Here is a 17398-nt window from a genome sequence, read left to right as displayed (position 1 = left end):
ACCGTCATCTGGAGCGGTGTTCGATCATGTCCCCGATCAGGATCAAGGTGTCTGCCTCCCCGCCCCGCCGCGTCCACCCGCGAGACAGGACAACCCCACTGAAACGTAATTTCAGTAGAACGGCGTTCGCGGCCGACGGCCGGTCAGGGTCAGGCACCCGCGTCAGGAGGCGGCGGCGCCGAGTGCGGCGGCGGCCAGGTACGCCCGCTCATGGGGCCGGGGATCTCCGGCGGAAGGGATCGCGGCCGCGCGGGGCGTCAGTCGTCGCGGCCGGTCAGGTGGGCGGCCAGGTGGGCGATGACCTCGCGGGCGTCGTCCTCGATCCCGTGGATGAACGTCGACTTGCGCCGCCGCAGCACGGGCAGGCCCAGTGCGTAGAGGCCGGGGGACGCGACCACGCCGCCCTCGTGAACCAGGCGGCCCTTCGCGTCGACCACCGGGACGTGCAGCCAGTCGTAGTCGGGGCGGTAGCCCGTCGCCCAGACGACGGTGCGGATCGCGCCGGAGCGCAGGTCCAGGCGCAGACGTGCCGTGGCGGGGACGGCGGTCGGCTCGAAGCGTTCGGGCGGGAACGCGGCGTCGTGGCCGGCGGCCTCGCCCCACTCGTCGAAGGTGCCCAGGAGGCGTTCCATCTTCAGGTCCGCCAGGGACGCCACGTTGCGCAGGCCGCCGGAGAACAGCGCCTCGCCGTCGCGGAGCGCCGCCCAGCGGCCCACCAGCTCGACGCCCGCTGAGGTGAGGGCGTTGAGGTCGAGCGTGGCCCGGTCGGGGGTGCCGACGAGCTGGGGGGAGGGCAGGCGGCGGGCGCGGGAGAGGTCGTCCATCTCGTCGTAGCGCTGGTCCCAGACGCCCGACGCCTCCATCCACCACAGGACGTCGCGGCCCCGGTACGTGCGCGGCAGGCGGACGTGCTCGCCCACCGCGAGGGTCACCGGCCTGCCGGAGCGGTGCAGTTCGGACGCGAGCTGGACGCCGGTCGCCGACGCGCCCACGACGAGGACGCCGCCGTCGGGCAGGTCGCCGGGAGCGCGGTAGTCGAACGAGGTCCGCTGCTCGACCGACGGCGGCAGCGCGTCCGCGAACGCGGGCACCACGGGACGGTTGCAGGCGCCGCTCGCGATGACGAGCGCCCGGCAGCGGATCGGGCCGTCGCTCGTCGTCACGTCGTACCCGTCGCCGGCCGCCGTCCGCCGGACCGACGTGACGTTCACGCCGGTCCGGACGGGGGCGGCCGCGGTCTTGGCGAAGCGCTCGACGAACTCGGCCGTCTCCCCGGCCGTCATGTAGCCGTCCGGGTCCGGGCCGTCGTAGGGGCGGCCCGGCAGGCGGCTCTGCCGGTTCGGGGTGAGCAGGCGGAGGGAGTCCCAGCGCTCGTGCCGCCAGGAGTTGGCGATCTCGCCGCGTTCGAGCACGACGTGGTCGATCGACCGGGCGCTGAGGAAGTGGCTCGCGGCGAGGCCGGCGTGCCCGGCGCCGACGACGACCGTGGTGACGTGCTCGATGGCGGGCTCCGTCAGGCGACGCCGACGGTGACGTTCGTCGGGTTGGTGAGGGCGTCGAACACGGCGGAGCGCTTCTGCGACTGGGCCACCAGCGCCTCGATCTCCTGCGGCGAGGCGTCGGCGTCGATGGTGAAGGTGACCTTGACGTCGTTGAAGCCGTTGCGGACGTCGCTGTCGGCGCCGAGGATCCCGCGGATGTCGTGGTCGCCCTCGACGACGGCCTCCACCGAGCGCAGCTGGATGCCGCGGTTCTGCGCGACCGACGCCACGCCCGCGGTCAGGCAGCTCGCCAGGCCGACGAGGAGGTACTCGATGGGGGTGATGCCGTTGTCCGCCGCGGCGAAGACCTCGGGGTGGTCGGCGTCGAAGACGGTCTCGGTCTTGTGGCTCTGCTCCTGGCCGAGGCCGAAGAAGTTCTGGATCCGCGTCGTGCTGTGGACGCCGTCCTTCCAGGCGGACGTCGCCCGCCAGGTGAAGCGGGCCGCCTCGGGCGTCTCCTTCAGCGCCTCGCGCGCCTCCAGCAGCGCCTGCACGTTCACTCCGTTGGAAACCGTGGTCATGGCGTGCGGTATCCCTTTCGTCTGAATTCCGGTAATCCCGACCCGATTGCTTGACAATACAACGGTGAGGGCGGGCAACATAACCCCATGTCCACGTCAGCTCACGCCCCGGCACCGGGATCGGCCGGCACCGTCGAGACGCGGTACCTCGACCTCCCCGACCCGGTGGAGCTCGACTGCGGGCGCACCCTCCATCCCGTGCGGGTGGCGTACGAGACCTACGGCACGCTCGCGCCGGAACGCGACAACGTCCTCCTGGTGTGCCACGCGCTGAGCGGGAACGCGCACGCGGCGGGCGTCGCCGCCACGCCGCCCCCGGAGGGGACCCGCGACGGGTTCGCGGCCCGGGACCGCGACGGCGCCGCGGGCCGCGGACTCGGCTGGTGGGACGGCATGATCGGCCCCGGCAAGGCGTTCGACACCGACCGCTACTTCGTCGTCGCCACGAACCTGCTCGGCGGCTGCGGCGGCACGACCGGGCCGTCCTCCACCGACCCCGCGACGGGCGAGCCGTACGGACCGGACTTCCCCGTGGTCACCGTCGCGGACATGGTGCGGACCGAGCGCGCCTTCCTGACCGCCCTGGGGATCGAGCGCCTGGCGGCGGTGGCGGGCGGCTCGCTCGGCGGGATGCGCGCGCTGGAGTGGGCGGTCCGCTACCCCGACCAGGTGGACGCCATCGTCGTCATCGCCAGCACGCACGCCCTCCACCCCCAGGGCGTCGCCTGGAACGCGATCGCGCGCGAGGCGATCCTGCGCGACCCGGACTGGCGGGGCGGGCGCTACTACGGCACGGGCCGCGCGCCCGACGCGGGCATGGGCGTCGCCCGGATGGTGGGGCACGTCACCTACCTGTCCGCGCCCGCGCTGGAGGGCAAGTTCGGGCGGCGGCTCCAGTTCGCCGACGACATCCGCCACACCATCACCGAGCCGGAGTTCGAGGTCGAGAACTACCTGCGGCACCAGGCGTCGTCGTTCGTCCGGCGCTTCGACGCCAACTCCTACCTGTACATCTCGCGCGCGCTCACCTACTTCGACCTCGCGCGCGAGCACGGCGGCGGCTCGCTGGCCCGGGCGCTGGACGGCGTCGCCGCGCGCACCCTGCTCATCGCGTTCAGCTCCGACTGGCTGTACCCGCCGGCGGCGTCCCGGGAGATCGCGGAGGCGCTGCGCGCCCTCGGCAAGCCCGTCGAGGAGCACGTGATCGACACGCGGTACGGGCATGACAGCTTCCTCCTGGAGGAAGCGCGGCAGACACCCATCATCCGCCGTTTCCTATCCTGAGGACCGGTGGACGACTTCGAGGGAAGAGAGCACGTGACCGACGGACCCTCCCGTGTCGAGGAAGCCCGCGCGTTCGGGTTCGAGACGCGGCAACTGCACGCCGGGCAGCGTCCCGACCCCAACACCGGCGCCCGCGCGGTGCCGATCTTCCAGACGACGAGCTACGTGTTCGAGGACCCGGAGTCGGCGGCGGCCTACTTCAACCTCCAGGAGTACGGGAACACCTACTCGCGCATCATGAACCCGACCGTCGCGGTGTTCGAGGAGCGCGTCGCGAACCTGGAGGGCGGCTGCGGCGCGGTCGCGTTCGCCAGCGGGATCGCCGCGCAGGCCGCGGCGCTGTTCACGCTGCTGGAGCCGGGCGATCACGTGGTCTCCTCCGCCGCGCTGTACGGCGGGACGGTGAACCAGCTCAAGCACCTGCTGCGCAAGATGAGCGTGGACCTGACCTGGGTCGACCCGGACGACCCGGACGCGTGGCGGCGCGCCGTCCGCCCGTCCACCAAGGCGTTCTTCGCGGAGACGATCGGCAACCCGGCGGGGAACGTCCTGGACATCGCGACCGTGGCGGCGATCGCCCACGAGCACGAGCTCCCGCTCGTGGTGGACAACACCTTCGCCACGCCCTACCTGTGCCGCCCGATCGAGTGGGGCGCGGACATCGTCGTCCACTCGGCCACCAAGTTCATCGGCGGGCACGGCACGAGCATCGGCGGGGTCGTCGTCGAGTCGGGCGGGTTCGACTGGTCCAACGGGCGGTTCCCGGTGGTCGCGGACCCCTCGCCCGCCTACCACGGGCTGCGCTTCCACGAGACGTTCGGGACCTACGGCTACCTGATGAAGCTCCGCTCCGAGACGCTGCGCGACCTGGGCGGCGCGCTGTCGCCGTTCAACGCCTTCCTCTTCCTCCAGGGCCTGGAGACGCTCTCGCTGCGGATGGAACGGCACGTCGAGAACGCGCGGGCCGTCGCCGAGTTCCTCGACGCGCACGAGCACGCCTCGAACGTGACCTATCCGGGCCTGCCGTCCAGCCCGTACCGGCCGCTCGCCGACAAGTACCTGCCGCGCGGCGCGGGCGCGGTGTTCTCCTTCGACTGCGCCGGGGGCCGGACCGGAGGCCAGGACCTGATCCGGGGGGTGACGCTCTGGTCCCATCTGGCGAACGTCGGCGACGCCAAGAGCCTCATCATCCACCCCGCCAGCACGACCCACCGCCAGCTCGGCGACGAGGAACTGCGGGCCGCCGGGGTGGGACCGGGCACGGTGCGCCTGTCCGTCGGCACCGAGTCCGTCCAGGACCTGATCTGGGACCTGGAACAGGCGCTCGCGAAAGTGGAGAAGACCGCATGACCGACCTCACGCCGTACCAGGAACCGGCCGCGATCCAGCAGGTGCTGAACACCGCCCGGACGGTCGCCGTCGTGGGCCTGTCCAGTAATCAGCTGCGCGCCAGCCACTTCGTCGGCTTCTACCTGCGGCGGCACGGCTACCGCGTGATCCCCGTGAACCCCCGCGAGACGGAGATCCTGGGCGAGACGTCCTACCCGAGCCTGCGGGAGGTGCCGGAGCCGGTCGACATCGTCAACGTCTTCCGCGCCCCCGACGCCCTGCCCGAGATAGCCCGCGACGCCGTCGCGATCGGCGCCCGCTCCCTGTGGTGCCAGTTCGGCGTCATCAACGAGGAGGGCGCCCGGATCGCCGCCGACGCCGGCCTGACCGTGATCGTGGACCGCTGCATCAAGATCGAGCACGCCCGCTACCAGGGCCGCATGCACTGGCTGGGCTTCAACACCAACCGCATAACCTCCCTCCGCACCGGCCTCCAGTAACTGCTGCGAAGCACGTCCGGCGATCGGACCCTGGTCGATGGTCCTCCGGCGAGGAGTCGAGGGCCTCTCCGGTGACCTTGATCCGCACAGCTGGATCGTGGTGGCGTTCATCGCCGACTCAAGGGCCTCACGGACCAGTCGCGTGTCCGATTCAGTGAGTACGGCTCGGTGGCGGTGAGGAACGTGCCCACCCCGTCGCCCGCTGCTCGCACTACCGCGCTCTCGTACGCAGAGAGGCGTGGTGGCGACGTGCTTCACATTCCGGGTATTTACTGCATCAACGTGGATGCGCTATTAAATTGATTATGTCTGATCGCGGCAGGCAATTATAACGTGATGTTCGGGTCGACCATCCGCTGTCCGATGAAATGGCGCAACCCTTTGAGGATCGATCAATATAGCTTTACGGACAGCCCTATTTCCTGGTGCTGGTGTATGTAAGTCGCCGGGACTTTGTGGCTATATTCGCTGGCATGAATGTTGTGCCTGAAAGCTCGCTCATGGCAGATCTGTTGGCCCTGTCGCGGTTTCGAAACTATCGCCGGGGTGATCTGATGATCCGCCAGGGCGATGTCGCGTCCAGCGTCGTCATGGTGCTGGAAGGGCACGTGAAGGTCTGGCGGGTGCTCGGCAGCGGGAAGTCGGATGTGCTGGCTTTTCGTGGACGGCATGACGTGATCGGACGCACCGCCGTGCTGTACGGCCGGCCCCGGTCCGCGTATGTCGAGGCGCTGGAGCGGTGCAGGGTGGCGCTGGTGCCCGGCGCCTCCTATCTCGCGCTGATGGAACGGCACGGATTCATGGGCCGTGTGTCAGAAGACATTCGTGAGCGGCTTGCCGAGACGATCGCCGTACGCGGCGGGAGTGACGTTTCGGCCCAGCTGGCCTTCGTGCTCACCAGAATTCTTGACCGTCAACGTGCCGGGGGTTTCTGTGATCCCGGGCCGGTAGCCCTCCATTCGACCCAAGAGGATCTAGGGTGCCATCTCGGAATAGGGCGGAACAGCGTGTCCAGTGGGCTCAGGCAACTGGAGAGCATGGGTGTTCGCAGGCGGCGCGGGAGGATTGAAATCCTCGACAACGAGAAGCTTCGGAAGCTCGCACGGACCGTTCAGGCGTGACAGTGGAGGTAGTGGTGAACCATCAGGAATGGTACCCGGTTCCCGGGTACAGGGGAATCGTTGCGGTCGATGCGGAGGGATTCAGCAAGCGTAGTGACGTTTCCCAGGAACACGCGACCGGATTCATCCTCGACGTCCTCGCAAGGTCGTTCGAGCGCGCGGGTGTCGGGGAGGTGTGGGAGCGCAGGGTATTCCCCTCTCATCGGGGCGACGGTTATGCCTTCGGTTTCGACCCGGCGATGATGCCCGGCGTCATCGCCTCCTGGCCGGCGACGCTCCAGCGGACCCTCATGGAGTGCGAACCGCAGTCCGGCGGCCCGCTGCGGCTGCGGGTCAGCCTCCACATAGGGCCGTTGCCGGTGGACGGCGGGCCCCATGACGGCAGCGGCACGGCGCGCAACGAGGCCCACCGCCTCCTGAACGCGGACGTGCTGAAGCTTCTCCTCGCCAAGGCGAGCCGTGAGGTGACCCGTGCGGTCGTCATCGTCTCCGACGACTGCTTCAAGGTCGCGGTTCGCAGCATGCGGTCACTGCACCCCGACCTCTTCTGCGAGGTCTCCGCGACCTTGGCCGACAAGCAGTTCGACCAGCGTGCCTGGATCCACGTCCCGGTTCCGTCGGGGAACCTGCTCGCCGCCGGAATCGCCGCGCTGCTGAACCCGGAGACCGGTCCGGACGGTGAAGCCGCTGAACGGCGAGCTCAGGGTGCTGCGCATGTCGTCCACCACACGGTCGGCAACCGCAACGACGGAGTGGTCGGCGGGAATCAGTCGATCAACTTCAACGGCTGACCGGGAGCCCAGCGGTGTGACCTGCCTCATACGAGATGTGCACTCCCGGAGCAGAACGCCGGCCGCCGTCGCCGGAAACTCGGGCGGGACGGGGGAACCGACGTCCAGGGCAGTGGAGAGGAGGTTCGCGGTCAGGTCCACGGCGGGCATCCCGCCTTCAGCGGAGGAGCCAGGAGATCTCGATGGCTGAGCGACCAGAGCCCGGTCAGGTTCTCTTTCTCAACCTGTTCAACGGAAATTTCAATGCGGGAATCATCGGCCAGAGCCAGGAGAAGAGGGTTGCCCTCGCCGGCGCCGGAAGCCCGCCCGGCCGACGGTCGTCGGCGTCCGCCGGGAGACTGCACCCGCAGGTCCTGGAGAGCGCGGCCAAGGCGTTCGTGCCGCCGGAGAACTTCGAACTGGCAGGTCGTGTGCTCGCGAAACGCCGAATCGTGTTCTTGGCGCACGGTCGGGGAACCGGGCGCAGAACGCTGGGCCTGAATCTGCTGCGTCGGCATGTCGGCGCCGGTGTCGTCCGCCACCTGGACGAGAGTCTGGACCTCGGGTGCTGGAACCCGGCTGCTGACGAGGCGGATGGCTTCCTGCTCGACGGGACGTTGGGCGCCCTGGTGCAGCGGCCAGCCGCCCTAGCGTCGCTGGCCGCCGACTTGCGCGACGCCGGAAAAGTACTGGTCGTGCTTCTTCCGGAGGATGACGAACTGGCCGTCCGCGTGGAGGAGGATACCGAGTTCTCGCCGATACGCTGCGTGCCTCCGCCGGGAGCGGACGTGCTGCTGGAGCACCTTGCGGTCGCCGTTCCGGATGAGTGCCGCCGACGCCGGATACTCGACGGCTTCTCGTGGGACTTCTTGGAGGGCCTGCTGCCGGTGGGTGCTGCGCCGGGTGCCGCTTTGGAGGCGCTCGATGCCCTGCGCACGGCCGCGCGGTTGGCCAGGACACCGGCGGAACGGCCCGCGTTCGTGCTGGCCGAACTGACGGTCGCGGCTCAGCGCGAGATCGGGGAACGACTCGCAGCGCCTCTCGACGACGCCCAACGGAGCTGCCTCATCGCTGCGGCGGTATTCGCGGGCAAGGAGCAGCACGTCGTCATGGAGCAGGCGGCCCGGCTGCACGCGCAGATCCGGCGGATCGGCCGCAGCGCGTCCGACGGCGGCACGGACACCGAGGTGGCCTTCTCCACTCTTCTCGCCCCCTTCGGCATCCGGACCGACCTTGTGTGGCGGCCGGGACGTCCCGCTCGGTCCATCGTGGTGTTCATGCGCCCTTTGTGGACGTTGGCGATCATGCGGCACGCGTGGCATCGGATGGGCATCGGCCGCGCGCTCGTCCGATGGCTAGGTGGAGTCGGGGCAGAGAACCACCTGGTGGAGAGGGCGGGGTGGGCGCTGGCCCAGTCAGTGTCGCCGAAGCCCGGCGTGGGCGGGCTGCGAGACGTGCGGGCTTGCGTGACCTCCGGCGGCCCGTCGGGGTACGTCGTCGCGGCGGCGGCGTTGCGGACACTGCTGGAGGATCCCGGTGCGGACCGGGAGACATTGGGCCTCCTATGCACCTGGGCCTACGCGGAACGCGTCGCCTACCGAATCACGGCGGCGACGGCCTGCGGCGGACGCACGGAGACCGCCTCCCTGCGTCCCGCGCTGACCGTCCTGCGCTACCTCGTGAAGGGGGCCGAGGAGAACCCGCACGGACGCGTCGACCGAGCGGTGGACGACGCGATGCTGGACCTGTTCCTGCGGGACGACGGCATCGAGGTTCTCCGAGAACTGGTGGCCTGGTCGGAGACGGAGGACGCCGAGGCGCAGTACGCGGTGCGCATCGTGCCTCGGTTCCTCCACGTGAATCCGCTGTGGTTCGAGTCCCAGATGGACGATCCCGAGGCGGCCCGCCTGATCACCACGCTGATCACGCGATCCATCCGTGCCCGGAACTGCGGTCGCCTCCGCGAGACGGTGGTCCGCTGGCGCCGTTCGGCCCAGCGCGACCCGTCCCGCGCGGCGAGCGTCGAGACCCTGCTCGTCGCGGTGGGCGAGGACCCCCATCCCCGCGTCCGTCGCTTTCTGGACGCGATCAATCGACACGACTGAGGAGGATCATGAGGTCATACGGCAGACGCAGCCCTCTCTTCGTCCAGCTCGACGCGCGGATCGTGCGGGAACACCCGGGGGTCCGGATCGATCTCGGAGACGGACACCGTCATCTGACGCCGGAGGAGGCATACACCGAAGTCCGTGGTGATGGCGTCGCGGCACCGCTGCGGGACGCCGTCTGGGCTGTGGCGATCGCCTCGGCGCTGCGGGAGCGGCCGGATCGCGACCTGGCCCGCTGTTTCGCGCTCTGGCTGGGGGAGTCGTGGATCCGGCGGACGACCACGTTCGTCACCGACCGCCTCCGTGTCGACCGCGCCGACGTCGAGGCGGAACTGGTCGCCGCCTTCCTTGAGGAACTGCCCCACAGCGACCCGGATCACTCCGGTTCGGGCGAGACCCTGCTGCGCAGGATGTCGCGCCGCGTGTGGCCGGAAGTCCGTCGCGGCCACAGGGAGGTGGCGGTGGCCGACCCTAGGGGACTCGCCGGGCCGGACAGCCCCGGCGACGTTCCCGGCGACGCCTGGGAACTGGAGATCAGTCCCCCGCCCTCCCCCACCGGGCTGCGGGCTCCCATCCGCATCACCCACCGCGAACAGGCCGAGGGGGAACGGCTGGGGCTGCTCGCCGGAGACATGGGGCTGGGCGAGGTCGTTCATCGGGCCCGGCGTCTCGGCGCGGGCCGTCCTGTCGGGCGGCTGTCACTGCGCCCGATCGGTTCCGCCCGGTGAGCGCCGACCCGCTGACCTTCGCCGAGGTGTTCGGCCTGCCGTTGGCCGTGAACCTGCAGACGGCGGCCCGTGCGTTCGGCGTCAGTATCCAGACCGCGTACCGGATGGTCCACGAGGACAGGTTCCCGTGCGAGGTCATCCGGGTGGGCCGTCGCTACCGGGTCCCCACGATCGCGCTCATGAACGCCCTCGGCATCGAACAGTTCCCGATCGACCTCGAGCACCTGGAGACAGGCGTCCAACTCGCCCTCGACACGGAGGAGACCCGGTGACCGTAATGGCCCCGCCCGCCCAGCCTGAATCGTCGAAGCAGCCGGAGCGACCGCTGACGGCTTTCGCCATGGGCCCGGCCGGTGACCGCCATGCCAGGCTCGGCACGCCCGAGCGGGAGGCCTACGAGAAGTACGTCAGGTTCTGCGAGCAGGTCGCGTTCGAGGCTTGCCAGAAGTACGCCATCAAGCTCGTACGTGCCGACGAACTGCCCGCGCTGGGCGAGTCCGCCAAGCAGATCAGCCGCTACCTGCAGGAGGCGGACATCGTCATCGCCGACCTCAGCGGCGGCAGCTGGACCGTCGTGCACGGGGTGGGGATGCGCCAGCTGACAGGCAAGCCGACGATCATGATCGGCGAGTACGAGCGGATCCCCGCGGACGTCGCGAACACCCAGATCATCAGGTACAAGCACTCGCCGGGAGGATTGATCCAGGCGCGGACGGAACTGGAGGTCGCGCTGGAGGCCGGGGTGCAGGAGAGACTGAAGGCCATTGCCGACGCCCCGGCTGGACGGGACGAAGAGACGCACGTGCCGTCGTCCGAGAACGACGAGGAGTCACCGGGCCTCTTCGAGACCATGGACTTTCTAGAAAGCGAGTTCATGGCCCTCGAGCAGGACGCCAGCGAGGTTGCGCTGGCTCTGGAGGAACTGGGCCGAGCGGGGGAAGGCGCCGCGCCGGACATCCCCCTCGAGAACGCCCGACCGGGTGCACTGGTGGCGGCGATCGGCAGGTTCGCGCGGGCGATCACCGAACCCGCCGAGGAACTGGACACGGTCAGCAGACGCCTCTCCGAGCGGATGCGGACCATCGACAGTGGGATCCGCGGCGTCCTCCATTTCATCGCGGAGCTTCCGGAGGAGGGCAGGCGGGAGCACGAGGAGTTCCTCCAGCAGATGGTCGAGATGGCCGACGGTCTGGAGGAGAGCATGGCGGGACTCAACGAGGTCAGGCAGATGGTGGACATGTCCAAGAAGCTGAGCCGGCAGCTCAGGAAGCCCGCCGGGAAGATCTCGGCGTCGCTGCGGCGCCTCAATCAGGTGGTCACCTGCGTCAACGAGTGGGCTGGAACCGCTCGCACCCTCCTGTAGGTCCGGCCTGGGACCCTGCTCTCGTGGGCCTGCGGCCGATCGCGGAGACGAAGGCGTGCGATGGTCGTGCGTCGGCGCGGGCCTACGGGAAGAAACGGGCAGAGCGCCCGAGTTGGTTGGAGGCCGACGGGCAGCCGACGGTTCGACTTGGCCTCATCCGGCGGGGGATGTTCTCGACGCTGTGGCAGATTCTCAAGGACGCCGGAGCCCTCGAAACGCCGAGCCGGAACGGTCCGGCAAACGATCGGAGGAGCCGGTTCGTCGAACTCGCAGCTCAAGGCTGGTACCTCTTCCACATCCGCGCGCCACGGCGAAGTCGGCCGGTGGGTGGGAAGTCGCTTATTCGAGGGAACGATCGAGCCGAGCGGTGAGTCAGAAATATCTGACGTGTTCCTTTACAGCCGGTTGTCGCCGACGGATGATGCGTCCTCTGCCTCTCGTACTTCGCGGAGAACGCATGACGACAATCGAGCGTACCGGTCACAGCAAGAACTGCGAGCGAGCCGAGAAGCCGCCGTGCGCCTGCGAGTGTGGGGGAGCCGAGCACGGCTGGCAGGGCGCACTCACCATCGCCGCCGCCTCGTCCGACCGTGACCTGCGGGAGCTTGAACAAAAGGCGGACAAAGCCTGGGACGCCGTACTGAAAAGGGCCGAGAGACCCGGCACTGGTCGAGGCAAGCCAGGGCCGCAGACCGCAGACGGGCAGCGAGCAGCGATCAAAGGGTTCGTCGCCGAGGTCGTCCGATGGCTGCGACGCGATCAGAACATTTACGGGGCGACCAAACAGTTCGGCGAACCGTTCCGTATCTCCCGCGACAAGGACCCGGACGACTCGCGCAGACGCCCCACGCCCGAGGAGCACGAACGGTTCGTCGAGGCCCATGTAATCCCGCGGCTGCGCCGGGAGCTTGGTGACCGGCGCCTCGATGCCTTCCAGGAAGAGGCGCGCAAAGCGCATTTCTGGTGCGAATTGCTTGCGCAGACCGCCCATGCCTTGGACGAGTTCCAGGACCGGTACATGCAGGCGAAGCAGGCAGTCATCGCGGTGCTGCTGAGCAGCGACGACGGGGAGAGGCCGGACGGCTGGGCCTCTCTCCTGCCGGAACATGTTGTCATCAGGCGGGCGGTGGAGTTGGTATTCGAGCACCTGCCGAGGGCCGCGACCGGCGGCATCACCGCCGACGACGCATTCCGCCTGATCTGGCCGGCTCGGGTCCTGGCTGTGCTGATGTGCCGGGAACCCCGACGCCATCCGGCTGTCCGCGAGTACTGCGTGAAGCCGATCGTCGAGTACGGGGCGGCGGAGATCCGGGAACAGGTCAAGGACCGCCTACGCCAAGCATTCCCGCTTGAATGGCCTGCACCGTCGGCAACCGACCCGGGCGTCCCGGGCGAGCGATTCTAGGAGGGAGTCGTAGCTTCAGGAGGGCGCTCACTTGGGTACCGGGTGCTGGTGGTGGTGTTCGCTGGCGTTCGGGGTGGGGCGGGTTTTTGCGCGGAAGGTGCGGCGGTAGGTGTCCGGGGGCACGCCGACCGTGCGGTTGAAGTGACGGCGCATGGTCGTGGCGGTGCCCATGCCGGTGGCCGCCGCGATGGCGTCGATGCCGTCGTCGGTGCTCTCCAGCAGTTCCTGGGCGCGGCGGATCCGCTGGGTCAGCAGCCACTGCAGCGGGGTGGTGCCGGTCGCCGCCCTGAAGTGGCGGCCGAGGTGGCGTGAGCTCAACCGGGCCTGACGGGCCAGATCCTCCACCGTCAGCGGCTGGTCGAGGCGTTCGAGGATCCAGGGGAACAGGGCGGCGAGCGGGTGCTCGTCCTGGGCGGGCACCGGGGTGGTGACGAACTGGGCCTGGCCGCCGGCCCGGTGCGGTGGTACGACCAGGCGGCGGGCGACCGCGTTGGCGATCGACGAGCCGTGGTCGAGCCGGACGAGGTGCAGGCACAGGTCCAGCGCGGCGGCCTTGCCGGCGGAGGTGAGCACGTCGCCGTTGTCCACGTAGAGCACGTCCGGGTCGACCTGCACCCGGGGATGGCGGGCGGCCAGAACCTCGGTGTGCGCCCAGTGCGTGGTCGCGCGCTTGTCGTCCAGGAGTCCGGCGGCCGCCAGCACGAACACGCCCGTGCAGAGGGAGACCATGCGCGCGCCCGCCTCGTGGGCCGCGCGCACCGCCTCGACCAGATCGGCGGGCGGGTCCTCGTCGACGTCCGCCCAGCCCGGGACGATCACGGTGTCGGCGTGCCGGAGCCGGTCGAGCCCGTGGTCGGGCTCCAGCCGGAACCGGCCGACCCGTACGGCGACCGGACCGCAGACGGAGAGGTCGTACCAGGGGACCGTCACGCCGGCCGGGGCGGCGGCGAAGACCTCGTACGCCAGGGACAGTTCGAAGTGCAGCATCCCGTCGGTGACGGCCAGCGCGACAGAGCCCATGTCCGGAATTGTACGAGTGATGGCGTTCCAGACACTCGTGGACGAGGCCCCGGCCCCGCCAGGATGTCGGCAGTGATCATGCGAGTACAGCGAGAGCCCATGGGATCGGGGCAGCGGGTGGCGGTGTTCGGCGCGTACGGGCACACCGGGCGGTTCGTCGTGGCAGAACTGCGGGAGCGCGGGTTCGTCCCGGTTCTCTCCGGGCGCGACGCCGACAAGGTGCGGGCGCTGGCGGCGTCCCATCCCGGACTCGAGGCCCGGCCCGCGCCGGTCGACGATCCGGCATCGCTCGACCGCGCGCTGGCCGGGACGGCAGTGGTGATCAACTGTGCCGGGCCCTTCGCCACGACGGCCGCCCCCGTGATCGAGGCGGCGCTGCGGGCCGGGATCGCGTATGTGGACGTGGCGGCCGAGATCGAGGCCAACGCCGACACGTTCGCGCACTTCGGCGACCGCGCCCGCGCCGCGGGAGCGGTGATCGTCCCCGCGATGGCCTTCTTCGGCGGCCTCGGCGACCTGCTGGCCACCGCCGCGATGGGCGACTGGACGGCGGCCGACGAGGCGCACATCGCGTACGGGCTGAGCGGCTGGCACCCCACGGACGGGACGCGCGCCTCGGGCGCGGTCTCCCGGCAGCGGCGGAACGGCGGACGCGTCCGCTACGCCAACGGGCGGCTGGAGTACCGCCATGACGACCCGCCCACCCTGAAGTGGGCCTTCCCCGACCCGATGGGCACCCGGGAAGTCATCGGGGAGTTCACGATGGCCGACGTCGTCACCGTTCCCAGCCACCTGTCCATTCCCGAGGTGCGCACCTATATGGCGATCGAAGCGGCCAGGGACCTGGCGTCCCCGGACACGCCGGCGCCGGCCGCGGCCGACGAGCGCGGCCGGTCCGCGCAGACCTTCCTCGTCGACGCGGTCGTGCGCTCCGGCGGCACCGAACGGCGCGCCACGGCGAGCGGCCGGGACATCTACGCCGTCACCGCGCCGCTCGTCGTGGAAGCGGTCGACCGCATCCTCACCGGACGGACCAGGACGGCCGGTGTCGCCTCCGCGGGCGAGATCTTCGACGCCCCCGGCTTCCTCCGCGCCCTCTCCCCGCACCTCGACGTCACCGGCCCGGAGTCCCTCCCGGCTCCGGGCCGGCGGTGACTCACGTCAGGACGCGCCTTGGAGGTAGGCGGGCGGGATGGCGTCGACCACTCGCTGGTCGACGACCGTGTAGGAGCCCACAACGGTGCCGTCCTTCTGGTCGACGCCGTACAGCTTCTTCCGCTCCGGGCCCGTGAGTTCCCTGCCGCCCTTCGGCTGGAACGAGGTGTCGTGGTCGGCCACCTGGCGGGTACCGATGAAACGGTACGTCTTGGGCGCGAACAGCAACTCGTGCCGGAGTCCCCGCCAGGTCTGGCCGACCGCGATGTGCTGCGAGGTCGATCGGACGACCTTCACACCGGGGATCGTCCCGATCGCCTTGAACATCGCCGCCTGTGCGGCGGGCGTCAGCTTTGAGACGCCGAGGATCTCGTCGGCGTACCTGTAGGCCCGCACATCGGGCGGGTAGACGTTGCCCAGGCCGTTCTTGTAGAGCCAGTCGCGCATGGCCTTCGCATTGACCGGCAGGTCGCGGCGGTAGTACGGCGGGTTCTTGCAGTCGGCGGGCGCCTTGGACGGGTCGGGCCGCTTGACGGCCTCGCAGACCCAGAACCGCTCGCCCCCTTCGATCTTCAGGCCGATGCGCTTGCCGTTCACCGAGTACCAGGACTTCGCCCGGATCACCCCGCGGGGCAAATACGCGGCCCGTGACTCGGCCTCGGTGTAGATGTACTGGCCGGGGCGCGGCTCGGCGGCCCGGGCCGCGGTCTCGGCGGCGCGGTCGAGGACCTGGGTGGCGCTCATCGGGACGACCTCGGCGGGGCCGATGTTGCGTCCGGTGTCCCCGCCGGTGTCCGGACCGGTGTCGGGGACGGCGATCAGGGCGGCGGCCACGCCACCGGCAAGAGCGGCCGTGGCGAGGCCGCCGAAGGCCAGGCGGCGGGCCGGGACGCGGCGGCGGGCGGTCATCTCGGTCAGGAGCGCGGCGCGCCGGGCCGCGTGGCGGTCGGCGGGCATGTCCTGCCGCGCCGGGGGCTGCAGGTCGATCATGAGGTCTCCTTCGTGAAGAGCGCGGCGTTCGCCCGCTGGCCGTCCGTACGGGTCGGTTCGGTGTGCTGCCTGAGCCGTTTGCGGGCCCTGGCCAGCCGTGACCGCACGGTGCCGACCGGGATGCCGAGCGCCGTGGCGGCCTCGGCGTACCCGAGCCCCTCCCAGACGCAGAGCGCGAGGACCTCCTGGTCGCTGCGCGACAGTTTCCTGATGGAGTCGAGGATCTCCCGCATCTGGCGTTCGGCTTCCAGGCGGGCCTCGGCGGCCGCGGCGTCGTTGGGGGCCGTGGGCATCGCGTGGACGCGTTCCAGCGCGGCCCGGTGGCGGCGCAGGCTGCGGCGGTGGTTGTGGAGGACGTTGGTGGCGACTCGGTAGAGCCAGGGCAGCAGCGAGTCCGCGCTCAGCCGCACGTGGGCGCGCCGCCGCCAGGTCTCCATGAAGACCACGGAGGTCAGGTCCTCGGCCGCCGACCAGTCCGCCGTTCGGCGGAAGCAGTAGTTGTAGACGGTGCGCGAGTACCGGTCGAAAAGCTCACCGAAGGCTTGCTCGTCGCCGTCCCGGGCACGGCGCCACAACTCCGCGTCCGCAGGGGGTTCGAGGGTCATGACCTTCTAGTGTCCGCTCCGCCCTTCCGGTTCCCCCGATCTTCGAGATTCGTCCGATCCCGGCATCACGTCGGTGTGCGGCACGGTGGGGGTCTGCCGGTGCTCGGCGAGAACGGCGTTTTTGTGTGTTGTAAGTTGGATTTCCGCCAAGGATGCGAACGAGTGGGAGCAGGGATGACGGGACCAGCCACGGACGTGTGGACGGTGATGTCGACGGCGCGGACGATCCGGCGGTTCACCGACGATCCGGTCGACGAGGCGACGCTGGGCCGCTGCCTGCGGGCCGCGACGTGGGCGCCGTCCGGTGCGAACGCGCAGGAGTGGCGGTTCGTCGTGCTCAGGTCGCCGGAGTCGCGGGCCGTCGTCGCGAAGGCGGCGGAGCAGGCGCTGCGGGTGATCGAACCGGTCTATGGGATGAGCCGTCCCGACGACCAGGACGACAGCCGCCGCGCGCGGGACAACCGGGCGACCTACGAGCTGCATGACCGTGCGGGCGAGTTCACGTCCGTGCTGTTCACCCAGAAGCGCTTTCCCACGGCGTCGGAGTTGCTGCTCGGCGGGTCGATCTTTCCGGCGATGCAGAACTTCCTGTTGGCCGCCCGCGCCCAGGGCCTCGGGGCCTGCCTGACCAGCTGGGCCTCGTACGGGGGCGAGCCGCTCCTGCGGGAGGCCGTCGGAGTGCCGGACGACTGGATGCTCGCCGGGCACATCGTCGTGGGCTGGCCTCGGGGCAAGCACGGCCCGGTCCGCCGCCGTCCCGTCGAGAAGGTCGTCTACCTGGACCGCTGGGAAGAGCAGACGGGCCTCACCATCGGGAGCGAGACTCCCACGCCGTGAGGAGGCAGAGGAACGCGCGGTTCATCGCCGCCACGCCCGTCGGCCGCCGCCCGGTGAGCAGCGCGTAGCCGTACATCGCCTCGACGGCGATCGCCACGGACCGTCGGGCCTCCCGCGGTGG

18 protein-coding genes are annotated in these 17398 nt (G+C 70.1%); 12 read left to right on the top strand and 6 right to left on the bottom strand.

All coding sequences use genetic code 11. The features are described 5' to 3' along the window. Positions 1–257 precede the first annotated feature (257 nt). Both ACZ466_RS10925 and ACZ466_RS10920 read right to left on the bottom strand, forming a co-directional pair. A complete protein-coding gene (locus ACZ466_RS10925) occupies positions 258–1502 on the bottom strand; it encodes a flavin-containing monooxygenase (RefSeq protein ID WP_464044014.1) in 1245 nt (414 codons plus the stop codon). 11 nt (positions 1503–1513) lie between these two features. After that, positions 1514–2062, bottom strand: a complete 549-nt coding sequence (locus ACZ466_RS10920; RefSeq protein WP_378290219.1) for an OsmC family protein — start codon at positions 2060–2062, stop codon at positions 1514–1516. Positions 2063–2149: 87 nt separating this feature from the next. Between ACZ466_RS10920 and metX the strand changes: the two genes are divergently transcribed. From metX to ACZ466_RS10870, 10 genes are all read left to right on the top strand, one after another. Continuing rightward, complete coding sequence (metX, locus tag ACZ466_RS10915; RefSeq protein ID WP_378290221.1) at positions 2150–3346, top strand: homoserine O-acetyltransferase MetX; 1197 nt, start codon at positions 2150–2152, stop codon at positions 3344–3346. 33 nt (positions 3347–3379) lie between these two features. Beyond that, positions 3380–4696, top strand: coding sequence for an O-acetylhomoserine aminocarboxypropyltransferase/cysteine synthase family protein (locus ACZ466_RS10910; protein WP_378290223.1), 1317 nt, complete (start codon positions 3380–3382; stop codon positions 4694–4696). After that, the gene (locus ACZ466_RS10905) at positions 4693–5175 is read left to right on the top strand and encodes a CoA-binding protein (protein WP_378290225.1); all 483 of its coding nucleotides are present in this window, start codon (positions 4693–4695) and stop codon (positions 5173–5175) included. The genes ACZ466_RS10910 and ACZ466_RS10905 overlap by 4 nt, the downstream gene beginning before the upstream one ends. A 473-nt stretch (positions 5176–5648) precedes the next feature. Continuing rightward, entirely contained in the window at positions 5649–6296 is a 648-nt protein-coding gene (locus tag ACZ466_RS10900; protein ID WP_378290227.1) for a Crp/Fnr family transcriptional regulator, read from the top strand. Between the two features lie 14 nt (positions 6297–6310). Next, entirely contained in the window at positions 6311–7087 is a 777-nt protein-coding gene (locus ACZ466_RS10895; RefSeq protein WP_378290229.1) for a hypothetical protein, read from the top strand. 182 nt (positions 7088–7269) lie between these two features. Beyond that, the gene (locus ACZ466_RS10890) at positions 7270–9171 is read left to right on the top strand and encodes a hypothetical protein (RefSeq protein WP_378290231.1); all 1902 of its coding nucleotides are present in this window, start codon (positions 7270–7272) and stop codon (positions 9169–9171) included. 8 nt (positions 9172–9179) lie between these two features. Continuing rightward, positions 9180–9902, top strand: a complete 723-nt coding sequence (locus ACZ466_RS10885) for a DEAD/DEAH box helicase (RefSeq protein WP_378290233.1) — start codon at positions 9180–9182, stop codon at positions 9900–9902. Then, a complete protein-coding gene (locus ACZ466_RS10880; RefSeq protein ID WP_378290235.1) occupies positions 9899–10174 on the top strand; it encodes a helix-turn-helix domain-containing protein in 276 nt (91 codons plus the stop codon). Before ACZ466_RS10885 ends, ACZ466_RS10880 begins: the two co-directional genes overlap by 4 nt. Next, positions 10171–11265 (top strand): hypothetical protein, encoded by a 1095-nt coding sequence (locus ACZ466_RS10875; protein WP_378290237.1) that lies wholly within the window; start codon positions 10171–10173, stop codon positions 11263–11265. The genes ACZ466_RS10880 and ACZ466_RS10875 overlap by 4 nt, the downstream gene beginning before the upstream one ends. A 457-nt stretch (positions 11266–11722) precedes the next feature. After that, positions 11723–12670, top strand: a complete 948-nt coding sequence (locus ACZ466_RS10870) for a hypothetical protein (protein ID WP_378290239.1) — start codon at positions 11723–11725, stop codon at positions 12668–12670. Positions 12671–12697: 27 nt separating this feature from the next. Here ACZ466_RS10870 and ACZ466_RS10865 read toward each other — a convergent pair whose 3' ends face one another. Continuing rightward, the gene (locus ACZ466_RS10865; protein ID WP_378290241.1) at positions 12698–13690 is read right to left on the bottom strand and encodes a helix-turn-helix domain-containing protein; all 993 of its coding nucleotides are present in this window, start codon (positions 13688–13690) and stop codon (positions 12698–12700) included. Positions 13691–13789: 99 nt separating this feature from the next. Between ACZ466_RS10865 and ACZ466_RS10860 the strand changes: the two genes are divergently transcribed. Continuing rightward, positions 13790–14845, top strand: coding sequence for a saccharopine dehydrogenase family protein (locus ACZ466_RS10860; RefSeq protein WP_378290243.1), 1056 nt, complete (start codon positions 13790–13792; stop codon positions 14843–14845). Positions 14846–14851: 6 nt separating this feature from the next. Here the strand turns inward: ACZ466_RS10860 and ACZ466_RS10855 are convergent, their stop codons facing one another. Then, a complete protein-coding gene (locus tag ACZ466_RS10855; RefSeq protein WP_378290245.1) occupies positions 14852–15835 on the bottom strand; it encodes a CU044_5270 family protein in 984 nt (327 codons plus the stop codon). Next, on the bottom strand, positions 15832–16440 hold the full coding sequence (locus ACZ466_RS10850) for an RNA polymerase sigma factor (RefSeq protein WP_378290247.1): 609 nt from the start codon (positions 16438–16440) through the stop codon (positions 15832–15834). Before ACZ466_RS10850 ends, ACZ466_RS10855 begins: the two co-directional genes overlap by 4 nt. Positions 16441–16614: 174 nt before the next feature. Between ACZ466_RS10850 and ACZ466_RS10845 the strand changes: the two genes are divergently transcribed. Further along, a complete protein-coding gene (locus ACZ466_RS10845; RefSeq protein WP_378290249.1) occupies positions 16615–17277 on the top strand; it encodes a nitroreductase family protein in 663 nt (220 codons plus the stop codon). Here the strand turns inward: ACZ466_RS10845 and ACZ466_RS10840 are convergent. Beyond that, on the bottom strand, positions 17246–17374 hold the full coding sequence (locus ACZ466_RS10840; protein WP_378290251.1) for a hypothetical protein: 129 nt from the start codon (positions 17372–17374) through the stop codon (positions 17246–17248). The two genes, ACZ466_RS10845 and ACZ466_RS10840, sit on opposite strands and share 32 nt — an antisense overlap. Positions 17375–17398: the final 24 nt, after the last annotated feature.

This window comes from Actinomadura rugatobispora (genome assembly GCF_055379765.1).
The sequence above is the reverse complement of the archived record's forward strand: the minus strand, read 5'-3'. Positions and strand labels throughout refer to the sequence as shown.

What these genes read in the sequence shown, in the direction of transcription:
- ACZ466_RS10865 (WP_378290241.1), bottom strand. Translation starts at nt 13,690, where the DNA reads ATGGGCTCTGTCGCGCTGGCCGTCACCGACGGGATGCTGCACTTCGAA.
- ACZ466_RS10905 (WP_378290225.1), top strand. Translation starts at nt 4,693, where the DNA reads ATGACCGACCTCACGCCGTACCAGGAACCGGCCGCGATCCAGCAGGTG.
- ACZ466_RS10850 (WP_378290247.1), bottom strand. Translation starts at nt 16,440, where the DNA reads ATGACCCTCGAACCCCCTGCGGACGCGGAGTTGTGGCGCCGTGCCCGG.
- ACZ466_RS10845 (WP_378290249.1), top strand. Translation starts at nt 16,615, where the DNA reads ATGACGGGACCAGCCACGGACGTGTGGACGGTGATGTCGACGGCGCGG.
- metX (WP_378290221.1), top strand. Translation starts at nt 2,150, where the DNA reads ATGTCCACGTCAGCTCACGCCCCGGCACCGGGATCGGCCGGCACCGTC.
- ACZ466_RS10900 (WP_378290227.1), top strand. Translation starts at nt 5,649, where the DNA reads ATGAATGTTGTGCCTGAAAGCTCGCTCATGGCAGATCTGTTGGCCCTG.
- ACZ466_RS10855 (WP_378290245.1), bottom strand. Translation starts at nt 15,835, where the DNA reads ATGATCGACCTGCAGCCCCCGGCGCGGCAGGACATGCCCGCCGACCGC.
- ACZ466_RS10885 (WP_378290233.1), top strand. Translation starts at nt 9,180, where the DNA reads ATGAGGTCATACGGCAGACGCAGCCCTCTCTTCGTCCAGCTCGACGCG.
- ACZ466_RS10860 (WP_378290243.1), top strand. Translation starts at nt 13,790, where the DNA reads ATGGGATCGGGGCAGCGGGTGGCGGTGTTCGGCGCGTACGGGCACACC.
- ACZ466_RS10870 (WP_378290239.1), top strand. Translation starts at nt 11,723, where the DNA reads ATGACGACAATCGAGCGTACCGGTCACAGCAAGAACTGCGAGCGAGCC.
- ACZ466_RS10920 (WP_378290219.1), bottom strand. Translation starts at nt 2,062, where the DNA reads ATGACCACGGTTTCCAACGGAGTGAACGTGCAGGCGCTGCTGGAGGCG.
- ACZ466_RS10890 (WP_378290231.1), top strand. Translation starts at nt 7,270, where the DNA reads ATGGCTGAGCGACCAGAGCCCGGTCAGGTTCTCTTTCTCAACCTGTTC.